The 13,312-nt window shown below is 60.0% G+C and carries 6 protein-coding genes and 1 pseudogene; 5 read left to right on the top strand and 2 right to left on the bottom strand.

Features of this window, described 5'->3' with window-relative positions; all coding sequences use genetic code 11:
* Positions 1-250: 250 nt before the first annotated feature.
* Both AB3L03_RS27325 and AB3L03_RS27320 read left to right on the top strand, forming a co-directional pair.
* Positions 251-1,007: pseudogene (locus AB3L03_RS27325) on the top strand (IS110 family transposase); the annotation flags it as partial.
* An 846-nt stretch (positions 1,008-1,853) separates the two neighbouring features.
* Positions 1,854-4,253: an EAL domain-containing protein gene (locus AB3L03_RS27320; RefSeq protein WP_368509083.1), complete on the top strand. Its 2,400-nt coding sequence runs from the start codon at positions 1,854-1,856 to the stop codon at positions 4,251-4,253.
* Positions 4,254-5,834: 1,581 nt separating this feature from the next.
* Here AB3L03_RS27320 and AB3L03_RS27315 read toward each other — a convergent pair.
* The gene (locus AB3L03_RS27315; protein WP_368507310.1) at positions 5,835-7,943 is read right to left on the bottom strand and encodes a methyl-accepting chemotaxis protein; all 2,109 of its coding nucleotides are present in this window, start codon (positions 7,941-7,943) and stop codon (positions 5,835-5,837) included.
* A gap of 183 nt (positions 7,944-8,126) precedes the next feature.
* Between AB3L03_RS27315 and AB3L03_RS27310 the strand changes: the two genes are divergently transcribed.
* The gene (locus tag AB3L03_RS27310; protein WP_368507309.1) at positions 8,127-8,291 is read left to right on the top strand and encodes a hypothetical protein; all 165 of its coding nucleotides are present in this window, start codon (positions 8,127-8,129) and stop codon (positions 8,289-8,291) included.
* Between the two features lie 70 nt (positions 8,292-8,361).
* On the opposite strand, the gene AB3L03_RS27305 is transcribed toward AB3L03_RS27310, so the two are convergent.
* A complete protein-coding gene (locus tag AB3L03_RS27305; RefSeq protein WP_247474667.1) occupies positions 8,362-9,372 on the bottom strand; it encodes a PAS domain-containing protein in 1,011 nt (336 codons plus the stop codon).
* Positions 9,373-10,202: 830 nt separating this feature from the next.
* On the opposite strand from AB3L03_RS27305, the gene AB3L03_RS27300 reads away from it, so the two are divergent.
* Positions 10,203-10,508, top strand: a complete 306-nt coding sequence (locus AB3L03_RS27300) for a phage integrase N-terminal SAM-like domain-containing protein (RefSeq protein ID WP_018460443.1) — start codon at positions 10,203-10,205, stop codon at positions 10,506-10,508.
* Between the two features lie 775 nt (positions 10,509-11,283).
* Positions 11,284-11,457 carry a hypothetical protein gene (locus AB3L03_RS27295; protein WP_368507308.1) on the top strand — a complete coding sequence of 58 codons (174 nt, stop codon included), beginning with the start codon at positions 11,284-11,286 and terminating at the stop codon, positions 11,455-11,457.
* Positions 11,458-13,312 lie beyond the last annotated feature (1,855 nt).

Here is a 13,312-nt window from a genome sequence, read left to right as displayed (position 1 = left end):
TAAGGTCCGCTGGCGGCGTTGCCGCCAGCAGCCTATTCCCAAGGCCATTCTGGAGCGAAATCGCCGGTATTCCTCTCAAGCACGCAGAAACAACGCGGCTCAAACCCTCGCCCAGGAGGCAGTTCCAATTTACTGACCATTTGTTTTCCGCGTGCCTCGGCTCGAACTTCCGCTAATGGAATGGTCCGGCCGTGCTGCGGCCCTGGCGGTACGAGAAGCTGGCAAGGGCGCCCAAGACAAGGAGCACGCCATGTCTCAGAAACTCGACGCTTCGCCCGCCGTCATCGGCATCGATATCGGCAAGGTCGTTCCACATCATTGGCCAGAATCAGCGCGGCGGCATCGTGCTGCGGCAGAAGTGGTCGCGCGGCCAGGTGGAAACCCGGCTCGCCAACCTGCCGCCGTGCTTGATCGGCATGGAGGCCTGCGTCGGCGCGCATCACCTCAGTCGCAAGCTGCAAACGCTTGGCCACGACGCCCGCTTGATGCCGGCGAAATACGTGCGCCCCTATTCGAAGGGACAGAAGAACGACTTCCGAGATGCGGAAGCCATCGCCGAGGCGGTCCAACGCCCGACCATGAAGTTCGCCGCAACCAAGACCGCCGACCAGCTCGACCTGCATGCGCTGCACCGCGTGCGCGAGCGATTAGTCGGTCAGCGCACCGGCGTCATCAATCAGATCCGTGCGTTCCTGCTGGAGCGGGGCATCGCCGTGCGGCAAGGCCTGCGCTGCCTGCGGTCCGAGTTGCCGAGTATCCTCGCGACGCGCACCGATGTGCTCTCGCCTCGCATGTTGCGCATCATTGAGGATCTGGCGGGCGACTGGCGCCGGCTGGATGAGCGTATCGAGGACCTCTCCAGCGAGATCGAAGCATTGCCCCGTCAAGACAAAAGCTGCGAGCGACTGATGACGGTGCCCGGCATTGGCCCGATCATCTCGAGCGCGATGGTGGCTGCCATCGGCACTGGAGACGTGTTCTCGAAAGGCCGCGACTTCGGCGCCTGGCGCGTTAGCGCGAAGGGCTTTCCGGTACCTTCGCTTGGCGCTTTTCGAGCTGCTCCTCGACGTAGAGAAGGATCATTCGCCGGGTGTCCTGGTCAGTTATTTTCTGGAATGCCTTGATCAGGCGCAGCATCTCCAGATCATCTTCGATTATTCTGTTCGACATTGCAAAAGCCTCAAGGGAAAAGCAGCAGTCTCAAATCGGGAAAAGTATGCAATATCTCACGTACTACGGGAACATGGAAAATCAGCAGAAAGCTAATCCGTGCCGGCCCGCCGCCGAGCCGGCGGAGGCGGCTCCGGCCATCCGCCTCAGAGCCAAGCTGAAGCCGGGGCACTCTCCGCCATCGCGCAGGAGCCCGGCAACTAAGGTGGCGTTACTCTCTGCGGCGTACCTTCGGCACTCTGCCATTCGTCCGCGCCCTCTCGGCAACATCCCAAATGTTGTCGCCCTTCGGCGGAGCGCGACGAATATAACCCGAAATATCCAGTTCGTTTCACCCCTCGGGTGGAGGTTGGAAACGCCCTTGTCAGCTCTAGGCAACCCAGCAGCGGTCGTCGCGTTGCTCCGCGGAGGCCGTTCTATTTGCGAGGCACCATGGACGAGAGCCTGCTCGTAACAATGATGCGCCGTCCCCTCTGCAAACCGGCGCTGCTGCTTGCGCGTCAAGATTGATTGTCCAGGCAAAGCCCATCGCCCGTTGAAAGAAGTTTGACGAATGTCGTTCGACTGACAACGAATGGTTGATTCTGGAAGCCTCTGTTCACCATCCGGCAAGCCGGTCCTCCTTCGTTACCTAAAATCCACCACTTCCCCGCTCTGGTGATCGCAGGCCTTGGGGGATGCTGATGTATCAAGTGCTCTACTGTCTGACCGATGAACACGATTGGCGACTGGTCGCGCTTGGGGGCGCGCTCTGCCTGCTCGCAAGTACGGCTGCGATCAGCCTGTTTCACCGGGCGCGCGCGACGCAAGGATCGGGCCGCCTGGTGTGGCTGGCGCTCGATGCAGTCGTTGCCGGCTGCGGCATCTGGGCGACGCATTTCATCGCGATGCTGGCCTACGGACCGGGCGCCAGCGGCGCCTATAATGTTCCGGTGACGCTGTTGTCGCTAATCTTCGCCATCGCCATCACCTTTGTTGGCTTGAGCGTTGCGGTCTCGACCATGCGACCGGGCCTCGTCGCTCTTGGCGGGGCGATCGTCGGCGGCGGTGTGGCGGCGATGCACTATACCGGCATGATGGCGCTAGAGATCCCTGCGCGCGTCAGCTGGGCGACGGGCACGGTGGCCGCTTCGATCCTGCTCGGGGTGGTTTTCGGCGCATTCGCGCTCCATGTCGCTGAACGGCGAGACAACTTGTCCGGCACGCTCGGTGCTGCGGTGCTGCTGACGGTCGCCATCGTCTCGCATCATTTTACGGCGATGGGCGCGGTGCAGCTGACGCCGGATCCGACGCTGCCGATCAGCGGCCTGTCGATCCCGCCGACGTCGCTGTCGGTTCTGACCGCGAGTGCTGCGGCTGCGATCATCGTGATCGCATTGGTCGCCGCGCTGCTCGATCGGCGGGCCAAGGGGGAATTGGGCCGCCAGCAGAGGGTGCTGGACACGGCGCTCGAGAACATGTCGCAGGGGCTCTGCATGTTCGACGCGGACGGCAAGATCATCCTGTTCAACGAGCGTTATGCCGCGATGCTCGGCCGCACCGACATCCTGCTCACCGGCCGGCTGCTGGTCGACGTGCTGCGGGAGGAGCAGGCCAAGGGCCAGTGGCAAGGCGATGCTGGCGAATTCTTCGCCCGCCTCGTCGCCGACGCGCGCGAGAGCCGCACCACGACCGACATCGTGACCAGGTTCGGCCGCTCCATCCGGGTCGTCAACCAGCCGATGCAGGGTGGCGGCTGGGTCGCGACCTTCGAGGACATCACCGAGTGGCTGGAGGCGCAGGCGAGGATCTCCCATATGGCCCGCCACGACGCGCTGACCGGCCTGCCCAACCGCATCCTATTCCACGAGCAGCTCGAGCATGGGCTGCGCCGGACCAATTCAGGCGACCAACTCGCCGTTCTCTGCCTCGATCTTGACCACTTCAAGGACATCAATGACCCGCTCGGCCATCCCATCGGTGATGCCTTGCTGAAGGAGGTCGGGCGCAGATTGGAGGCGACCGTCGGCGAGAGCGACACCGTGGCCCGGCTTGGCGGCGACGAGTTCGCCGTGGTCCTGATCGGGCGCTCCGAGGAAACCGCTGCAAGGTTCCTGGCCGGCCGTCTCGTCGAGGCGATCTCGGCGCCTTACGAGATCGACCACCATCAGATCGTGATCGGCGTCTCGATCGGCATCTCGCTGTCGCCGCAGGACGGCAGCCATCCGGACGAGCTGTTGAAGAATGCAGACCTTGCGCTGTACCGCGCCAAGGCGGACGGTCGCGGCACCTATCGCTTCTTCGAGACCGGCATGGATGCGCGCGCGCAGGCGCGGCGGCTGCTGGAAATGGATCTGCGCGCGGCGCTGCAACGGAACGAATTCGAGGTGCACTACCAGCCGATCCGCGACGTCGCCACCAACCGCGTCGTCGCCTTCGAGGCGTTGCTGCGCTGGTCACATCCGCAGCGTGGCCTGATCGCGCCGATCAACTTCATTCCATTGGCGGAGGAGACAGGTCTCATCATCCAGCTCGGCGAGTTCGTGCTGCGCAGCGCCTGCGCCGACGCGGCGACCTGGCCCGACGATATTGACGTCGCGGTCAATTTGTCGCCGGTGCAGTTCAAGAGTCCGAACCTGATCGCATCCGTGACCGCGGCGCTGGAGGAGGCGGGACTGGAAGCCCGTCGTCTCGAGCTGGAGATCACTGAATCCGTGCTGCTGCAAAACGGTGAGGCGACGCTGACCACGTTGCATGAGCTGCGCGCCATGGGCGTGGGTATCTCGCTCGACGATTTCGGCACCGGCTATTCGTCGCTAAGCTATTTGCGCAGCTTCCCCTTCGACAAGATCAAGATCGACCGCTCTTTCGTCTCCGAGCTGGCAACCCGCGCCGATTCCATGGCGATCATCCGCGCCGTGACCGGCCTCGGCCGCAGCCTCGGCATCGTCACGACCGCGGAAGGGGTCGAGAACGACGCGCAGCTCGAGTTGCTCCGGCGCGAGGGCTGCACCCAGGCACAGGGCTATCTGTTCAGCAAGCCGCGGCCTGCCTGCGACGTGGCACTGATGCTGGAAGGGCCGCGGCTCCGAGCGTTGGCTTAACGAAATTATCAGAATGCCATCGCGGCACCGAGGCACAGCGCGGTAAGTCCGGCGGGCACGCCTGAGACGGTCGGGATCGTCGCTGCACGTCGCGTTGTCTGAGGTGCACTGGTCTCTCCCGAGATCCATCGCCGCGTGAGGGTAGCGCTCGACCTTCCGGTCCTTACTGTCTTCGGTCAGACCGAGCTCAGCCCGATTGTCGCGCAGACGAGCGTCGACATCCGGAGACTGAGTTCGTCCGGACCGCGGGAAAGCGCTCTGGAACGTCGGAAGTGCGCGTTGCGGATCCGATGGATCTTCGTATTTTGCCGACCGGCACTTAGGGCGTAATTCAAGTCCGTGGATATCAGACCCACAATCGGCTATCTCGACGCGCCGGAGAATGCGCGTCCGGCCATCACGGCTGACGGATGGCTGCGCACGGGCGACCTCGGGACGCTGGATAAGCGCGGCTACTTGCGGGTCACGGGCCGCCTCGAGGACATCCCGCGGCGGAGAGAATATTTACCCGGCCGAGGTCGAAACCTGCCTGCTGCAGCATCCCAACATTAACGCGCTCAGATGATCGGCAAGCCTCGCGAACAATTCTCGTTTTCGCAGATCAGTGGCTAGATCGCTGATCGATTTGCAGTCGGCGGCATCGTTGCGGAGTCTGTCCAACTGCTCACGGATGTCTCTCATTTTAGAGTGCCCCCGGCAGCATCCTCTTCATTCAGTTGAATTGATCGAGGTGTACTTGAGCTCACGCCGATCTATTTCCGAACGGAGCAACTCAGCATAGTTGCGAAGATTGTCACCAACAATGCGGGAGCGGCCGCCATTCGCGCGATCAGCCAACACTTGCCGCCGCACACTTTCCCAAAGAGACAATAACGTCTGATCTTCCGAGCTTGAAAAGTTCATCCGCAGGCCCTCAGTAATTGGTCGCGCGGATGCTACCGCGTACTCGTGAGCCGGATTGTTCGGTTGCCGACATAGCTGTGGTGAAGCTACGCGCTCGTTGCACATCGGTCACACCGCTTGCATTGGTGAAGGGAGATATCGCGACCGCGGGACCTACCGTCGCATTAGCTAATCGATCGCTCGCGTCGCCGCTATTGCTGTAACGGGTCAGAGCGGTCGTGCGGCCGATTCCGCGCGACGGGACAAGATGTGGCTGCGTGGTCACCGACACCTGCTTCGAAGTATTGAAGGACGAACGTACGCGCTGCAGTACAATCCGTCTCGTGTCAGGCATAAGGGAGCATCTCCTGCAGCAAGCGATCCGCGGCGGATAGCTGATCAAGCCGAAGCACGAGCAGCTCGTTCAGCCGCGCTACCCGAGACTGAAATTCCTCACGTATCGATCCGTTATCCACATCTTCAAGCAGGCCATTGAGAACTCTAAGACATTCGATAACGACATTGACCTTCCGTCGCAGCAACTTAGTCCGTTCTGGTCTGGACGATCAGGTATCGCTCTCGACTAAATGGCAGCGGGATGATGTTGGCAGCCACCGGCTCGGACGCTCCATCACGGATCCTCGCTGGGACACTTCCAGCGTGACTCGCTGATGTTGAGGTACTTGTCATGGAAGCACCTCAAGCTGCGCGCACAGTGATCAGGAACTTCTCGACCTCTGTCTTTAGCCGCGCGCTGTCGTTCGACAGCGTTTGCGCCGAGGCAAGCACCTGACTAGAGGCAGAGCCGGTTTCCGTGGCCCCTTGCTGCACCTCCGTGATGTTGGAGGCGACCTCGTGGGTACCTTGCGCGGCCTGTTGGACGTTGCGCGATATCTCCTGCGTAGCCATTCCCTGTTCTTCCACCGCGGCTGCAATGGCGGAAGAGATTTCTGAGATCCGACCGATCGTGCCGCTGATTTCCTTGATCGCGACGACGGAATCCTGGGTGGCGGCCTGTATATCGGCGATCTGGTGGCTGATCTCCCCAGTCGCCTTGGCAGTCTGTTCGGCGAGCGCCTTGACTTCGGAGGCAACGACAGCGAAGCCGCGTCCGGCCTCGCCGGCCCGCGCCGCTTCGATCGTTGCGTTCAGCGCCAAAAGGTTGGTCTGCCCCGCGATCGTATTGATCAGTTCGACCACGTCGCCGATACGAGTTGCCGCCTGTGACAGCTTGTTGACGCGATCGTTGGTTTTCTGTGCCTGATCCACCGCTGCGCCGGCAATCCTGGCTGCGTCCTGCACTTGGCGGCTGATTTCGATGACTGATGAGCTCATCTCTTCGGTGGCGCAGGCAACCGATTGAACGTTGCTCGAGGCTTCCTCGGAAGCCGCAACGACCATGCTAGAGCGCTGCTGGGTGCTCTCGGCTGTCCTGCTCAGGGTCTTGGCCGCCGCTTCGAGCTCGGTCGAGGATGATGAGAGCGTCTGGATGATTTCTCCGACCGCATCCTCAAAGCGTCCAGCGAGCTGGTGCATGTCCGTCTTGCGCTGGGCGGCCGCACGGGCCTCTGATTGCGCCTGTTCGGCCCGCAGCCGGTCGGTTTCGAACATATTGTCTTTGAAGACCTGAACCGCCTCGGCCATCTCGCCGACCTCGTCAGCGCGGCCGACACCTGGGATCGAGGTCGACGTATCGCCGCTCGCGAGCCTGCCCATGGCGGCGGTCATCCCCTGGATCGGGAGGGCGATCGCGCGAGCGGTCAGCAGCGCAATGGCGGCCCCGAGGCCCAGTCCTGCCGCAAGCAAGCCCCACAGGACCAGCCTCAGGAAGGATATGCTCGTCTGCACCTGATGGCTTTCCTCGGCAAGCATGCTGTTCTGGTTCGTCTTGATGCCTCCAGAGCGGGTGCCGTCGGCGCCCTTCGGCCCGTCGAGCAGATCGAGAATCTTCACCGCGCGCGGCGCCGCTTCCGTTATGAGAATATGCACGGGTGCATTCCAGTCCGCTGACTCCCGGAACGCGAACATCTTCTCGTAAAGGAGAACAAATTCGCCCCGCGCCTTCGTGATCTTCTCGAAAGAGAGCAGCTGAGACGGCGTAAGCAGGTCCTTCTTCGCACTCACGGCGGTATAGCCTTTTTCAAAGAGCTCCCACGGCTTGAAGAATTTCTCCTTGTCGTTCTTTTCGCCCGACAGGAGGTACATGCGAAGTTGAGCGGTGGCAGCGGCAAAATTGCCGCGCGTGTCCGCCATTGCTTTCAGCAATCTCTTACGCTCCGCCGTCGCCTCCTGGCCCTCCTCCTCGTTGATCATCTTGGTGATCTCGGAAAACATTGTTTCGGTGCGCGGACCGGCTTCGGTCACAAGTAGCTTTGTCGCTGGATATGCATCGGAAGTGAACGCGACGGCTTCGGCTTTGTCTTGGGCAGCTCGGAACTCTGCGAGCAGCGCCTTGGCCTCGGCCCATTTTCGGCTGTTCTCCGGGTTGGTAAAATGTACCGCCTTCTCATCGAAGCCGGCAACTGTGGCATCCATTTCCTTCCACATCGCGGCCCGATCTAGCTTGCCTTGCGGATTTCCGGTCAAGAGATAGCCACGCAATGTCGCCAGTGTGGAATAGAGATTGCCGACCAGCTCTGTGCTCGCGAGCGCGACGGGTGTCCGCAGGTTCACCATGCGATCGACGGTCGTGGAAATCCCGCCGACCGCAAACACCGTGTATCCGACTGAAAGCGCGATGATCGCGCATACGGAAAGAAATCCCGAAATCAGCCGGACACGAATCCGAAGTTTGAATTTGAAGGGCATGGCAACACTCCGCGGGTCATTGGACCCTTAAAAAGATTGGCAAGAATGGATTTGGATGTGACGCGCTTAGTCGCCGCAACCGACGGCGGCTTTTAGGTCAGATGGCAAAAAGATCCCTCGTGGGGTCACTCGACAAATAAAACAGTAGCTCAGGTTTCCCGTCCCTACTTGAGCGTGCATACTATGGTGAAGACAATTTGCTGCGAGTTGGTTAAGAAGAAATCGACCCTGATTTTCCTCATGCGCGCAAAAATTGCTGCTTCAGCGCGTATGACGAAATTAGGTCGGCGCATTTCGCAAATTTTTGGTTCGCCCGGCCGCGAAATGCGCGAGCAACCCAAAAACTGAGCCCCAAGACGGTCCTTCCAAAGCCACCTATGGAAAGTGAGATAGCCAGCTTGCGACAACTTGTCTCAAATCATCGTCGCGGCCGAACTGCAGGCTCGCCGACAGACGGGAACAAGAACTCGATTCCCGCATCCGAAAAGACGCGACGAAGAATCTCCGTCGTCTCGTCCGGCATTGGGGGAGCATCATCGTACTCTTCAAGCCGACGAATGATGGCGGACGAAATCCCCGTTCGCGCGGCCAATTGTTTCACAGACCAATTTAGGATGCCGCGGGCTGCGCGCAGTTGCGCGCCCGTAAGCTGCGATGTTGCCGCGTGTTGAACGGAGAGCTTTTCCTGATGCACGTCAATGGAGAGACCCATCCATTCCTGGATGCTGCCGTCCGCATTGGTGACAGGCACGGCCGTACAATGATACCACCGATATGTATTGTCGGGCTCTCGCAGGCGATGCTCGACGCTGTACCGCCGTCCGGTCTCGACCGAGGCCGTCCAGCTTCTCAAGGCCGCCTCACGCTCGTCTTCGTGAAGAAGATCAGCCCAGCCTTTGCCAAGCAACCGATGCGCCTCTGGTGTCTTCTCGCCATTCGGCAGTGCCGTGATTCGACCGTCGGAACTACCGATCCACAGCAGACCGCCTACCACCTGGGTCAAAGCGCTGTAGCGCTCGGCGTCACTTCGCAGCGTCTGGACCAACCGACGTTGCGCTGTAATGTCGAGAGCGATCCCCAAAATACATTCCGGCTCACCTGCGCTATTCAGTAGCACTTCGGTATGGCAGTTAATCCAGCGCAAAGCGCCATTGGGCCGAATGATGCGAAATTCACCGTCGAGCAACGTCCGATCTATCATCAACTCGCTGGGACCGCGAGTCGGACCGCGATCGTCCGGATGAATCCTTCGTTGGATTTCGGTGTATGACGGCGAGACCGCATGCGGATCCAATCCGAGCAGCCTAAAAAAGCCACGCGACCATTGCATCTGGCCGGCTGCATCACAGCGCCAGACACCTGCTCCCAGCTTTTCTTCAATCAAACGAAGCACATCGGATATACCGAGATGTGCCTCCAGCTGCAGCAAATTAACCCCCGTTCTCAAATACAAACATTCAACTCTCAATTGCAGAACAATTCAACACTGATGTTTGAGTGAACCCGGCCATACGGTCGCAGGCCGGTGGACGTCTCTCCACGGGCAACGCCAACGAGAGAGGGCAACGTCGTGCGGTCCTAGAGACCGCCTACACCTCAACCCGGCCAATCGGCTGCGCGCCATTCGACGAGGCCAATGACCCGAAAATCCCTTCCGGCACTGCTGATTTTCTCGAGCATGGTGGCACTGGTTGTCGCATTCGGATTTCTAGCACAGTAAGACCCGCGGATTGTGTGCGACGTCCTCTTTTCCCCCGATAGCGACTCAAATAGCGGACGTCGTGCACTTCGCATTTGGGCCAAGCGGTAGAGTAGCGCTCTAGATATTTGGAGGGGCCTCTTACCAGGCAGGCCCTGTTGCCGCGAGATGGTCTATGGACGCGAAATCAGCCACACGATTTAAACAGCACGTAGATCGGATCATGGAGAGTTATCCCTGGCGCTCACGCTCGCCCAAGAATCTCCAGTAGCTGAGTTTCTGAGATTGAGGACATCGGTCGGCGATATCATCTCTCGGAATAGACTCCGTGCTTCAGGAAAACATTTACAAAGATTATCCCGGTCTGGATGGCATGAAAGGCTGACTGATAACTTCGGCTTCGGGTCAAAGAACGAACCCGCTCTCGCGGGAGGGCTGGCGGCGCGGTCCGCCGATCACGTCTACCGCTGTAACCGTTTGAACGAGCACAGGTGACGGGCGGGCGCTCCGTCTGCAGGATCGAGGGGTCAAGCACTCCAACCTCAAGACAGGAGCCCCCAATGAGCGAGAAGCCCATCAGCCCGCTGCGCCAACGCATGCTCGACGACATGAACATGCGCAGGTTCGTACCCGATACGCAACGCGAGTACATCCGCGCCGTCAAGAGGCTTAGGGTTTTCCTCAGCCCTCCCCCCGATAGTGCGACGGCGGAAGAGCTGCGCGCGTTCCAGCTGCATCTGACCGAGGCCCTGAGGCGGTGGACGCCGGGTGCGTCGCCTATTTGCGCAAGCCGTTCGCACGGCAAACCTTGCGGGATGCCATTGCGAGAGTACTGGCGTAACAGGCGCGGCGCTCCATCGGGGTAGGTCAATTGGGCGCCCATAACCTCAGCAGACTGAACCGCAGGTTGTTCGGCTAGGTGTGAGGCTAGTGAGAACGGGGCTGTCCGTTTTGATCCTGCGCAAGCCGGAGAGTTGCGGTGCTTGAGCAACGGCCAATGGCGAACTAGACCATGTACTCCGCGAAGTGGACAAGTCCGTTCTGGCTTCAAACCGGAGATGGCCGGCTCGCTAGGGCGCTACGGAACTGCTCAATGTATTCCGCTGGCAGGTCCCTTTGAGATCGCGCGCGTTGCAGCTTCAAGACGGGCCGCGATCTCGCTCATCCGGCGCGCCAGATCTTGGAGCGTTGTTGGCTGTACTGGGCCGGCGCCCCTTGGGGAATTCAGCTCCGTTTGCAGGTGCTCGAACTCTGCCTTGCACCGCTCCAGCTCGGCGAGAAGCATTGCGAGATCATCCATTTGGCCGAATGCGCCTCATTCCGGTGAGCTGGGGCCGTCGTACCAGATCAGGGGCAGGCGCGGCACTTGGGAAATTTACGGGTGGGCCGACCCGCTCTCCGCCGCAGGTCGATGATCCCGAGACACACATCTGGGTAGGAGATCAGCCGGCATTCCTGCTGGGTTGGCGGTTGGCACGTGGGTACTGCGGCTAGTCTGTGTCTGTGGGTGGGCCCGCTGTCCAGGTTAGATCGGAATGGCATCGTGTGGGTTTTCATCGCCGATTTTGACCCCGAAGCTCACGCCGACCTTGATCTCACGTGACCGTAGTTGAACAATTAAATTTTGTGGTGGAGGACATAATGAACAAAGCCATTGTTGCTATCGGGCTTGGGCTTGCCCTGTCGGGCGCAGCATTCGCGCAAGAGAAGTCGGCTAAGGAACAGCTTGTTGGTGCGTGGACGCTAGTCGCTGTTACCAGTGAAATGGACGACGGCCAAATAGGCGAACCCTTCGGTCCTTCCCAAAGGGTGTGATGATTTTCTCAGATGATGGCCATTTCTCGCTTTTCCAATCGCGCGCGGAAATTCCAAAGATTGCGGCTAATGACCGAGCCAAGGCGACGCCCGAGGAGGCGCAAAGTATCGTGGCGTCAAGCATTTGCCTATTACGGCACATACTCGGTTGACGAAAATACAAAAGGTATGATGGTCAACCTTGCAGCCAGCACCTCCGCGAATGTCGCCGCCATTCCCAATCAGAAAAGAACGATTACTTTGCTAAACTCAGACGAACTAAAATTCGACAATCCCTGAACTCCAAACGGTATGACGCTGCGAACCACTTGGAAGCGCGTAGCGGCGCCCCAGTCGAATTTGAACGGTGGCAATCGCACGCGACATAACGCCACTCTGTAAAAAACCGGAAAACCAACCGGCTGGTTCTCGTCAGATGGTGTCAGAGCGTTGGGCACCAGACGAAAATCGGCCCCGACCAACACGGGGGCTGGCGGTCGGGGGCCGTCCCTTCCAGTGCGCCACAGGCGGCGGTCGTGGGCACACGCGCTGACGTTCGGGTAGCGACAAACCGGTACACCAACTGGCGCGCGCTCTTTCAGGCCGCAACGTGTGGATTGACAACTGTATAGCCGCGCAACGATCGCGCGTGCATCCTTGTCGCGTGTCCGCCTGAGTTGGCGTCATACGCCATCCAAATGTCGCCTCTGAGATGCTGTTCTAGTACGAAGACGTGCCCACGGCGTGCCGCGACCATTCCGGGCGACGGCGACGTACGCGGAAAGCGTAGCCAGTTGGCTGCGAGGTTTAGTTCAGGCACCACACGACCAAACACGCGCAGCGCTGCGCCACAACCACAGAATGCCGCCGGGCAGCCGGGCGGCCGACCCCCGGCGATCCGGCTCTCAGCAGGGACACTCATCGCCAAGCTGTTGGCTGCGGTTACTACGAGTTGTTTGGGACGATACGCCTGCAGTGAATATTGCGAAATTCGTTCGCCGCGCGTCTGCGCGGACGAGAAGTCACATGGCATGATCACGTTGCATTCGGGCGCGTGGCCTATGCGGTAGGGTCTTGCTTCCGAACAGATCGAGCTGAGGACAACGAAGAGACACGCAGAAAATACTTGCTTGAACATTGCAGGGCTCCAAAATGAGGTCCTGCCCCGAGTACCAAGCAACAAACAACAATTTGGCCGAAAAGCGGCCAAGGTTAACAGCGATCGCGGTCCAATATCGTCAACCCTCACGGCCAGACGTTGCGACGCTATCTGATTAACTCGCAGAGAGAGAGAGAGAGAGAGAGAGAGAGAGCCTTGCACTCGTCCGACTTGTCAAGTCTGCTCCGGGGTGACCACCGGCAACGCTCGGATCGAAGCGATATAATTTCCGCTTCGCGCCCCTGAGCGGCTGCCGGTGTAGATGGAGCCCTAACAAACGGCCCCGACGCATTCCACGTCGGGCCCTTAAGATCGTCGAGCCGGTTACATCCGCCGTGCCCTCTGATGCTTGATGTGTCGATTACCGCCCACGATCTAGTGCAGAGCGTGGCACTGCGGCCGCAATGAGCAAGGCCGTTTGAACAGTCGTCATAACACGCGCGTCGATGTTAATGCCACGAGGATCCCGCACCTGGACGGTTGCTTGGGCAACAATTAAAAGTCGAACCGCTCGTTCCTGCGCGCCATGAAGATTTTGGAAGCCACGAGCCGCGGCGAAATGTCAATTCATGATCGTAAGCAGATCCGAACCAACCCGGCGTAGCTCTCGCGTTTCTCGACCGGTCAGCCCGAGCTCTCACGCACCAGCCGGGCAATTCTGCGAGGACCATCCCACACCTCTACGGCGGGGTACGTATCGAGAAATTTCTCTGCTCG

Origin of the sequence: Bradyrhizobium lupini (genome assembly GCF_040939785.1) — a bacterium.
Taxonomy (GTDB): domain Bacteria; phylum Pseudomonadota; class Alphaproteobacteria; order Rhizobiales; family Xanthobacteraceae; genus Bradyrhizobium; species Bradyrhizobium canariense_D.
Note: the sequence above shows the minus strand (reverse complement) of the source record. Positions and strands in the feature narration are given on the sequence as shown.

Bases quoted from the DNA above. Each gene is read 5' to 3' on its own strand.
- AB3L03_RS27320 (WP_368509083.1), top strand. From the start codon at position 1,854: ATGTATCAAGTGCTCTACTGTCTGACCGATGAACACGATTGGCGACTG.
- AB3L03_RS27315 (WP_368507310.1), bottom strand. From the start codon at position 7,943: ATGCCCTTCAAATTCAAACTTCGGATTCGTGTCCGGCTGATTTCGGGA.
- AB3L03_RS27310 (WP_368507309.1), top strand. From the start codon at position 8,127: ATGGTGAAGACAATTTGCTGCGAGTTGGTTAAGAAGAAATCGACCCTG.
- AB3L03_RS27300 (WP_018460443.1), top strand. From the start codon at position 10,203: ATGAGCGAGAAGCCCATCAGCCCGCTGCGCCAACGCATGCTCGACGAC.
- AB3L03_RS27295 (WP_368507308.1), top strand. From the start codon at position 11,284: ATGAACAAAGCCATTGTTGCTATCGGGCTTGGGCTTGCCCTGTCGGGC.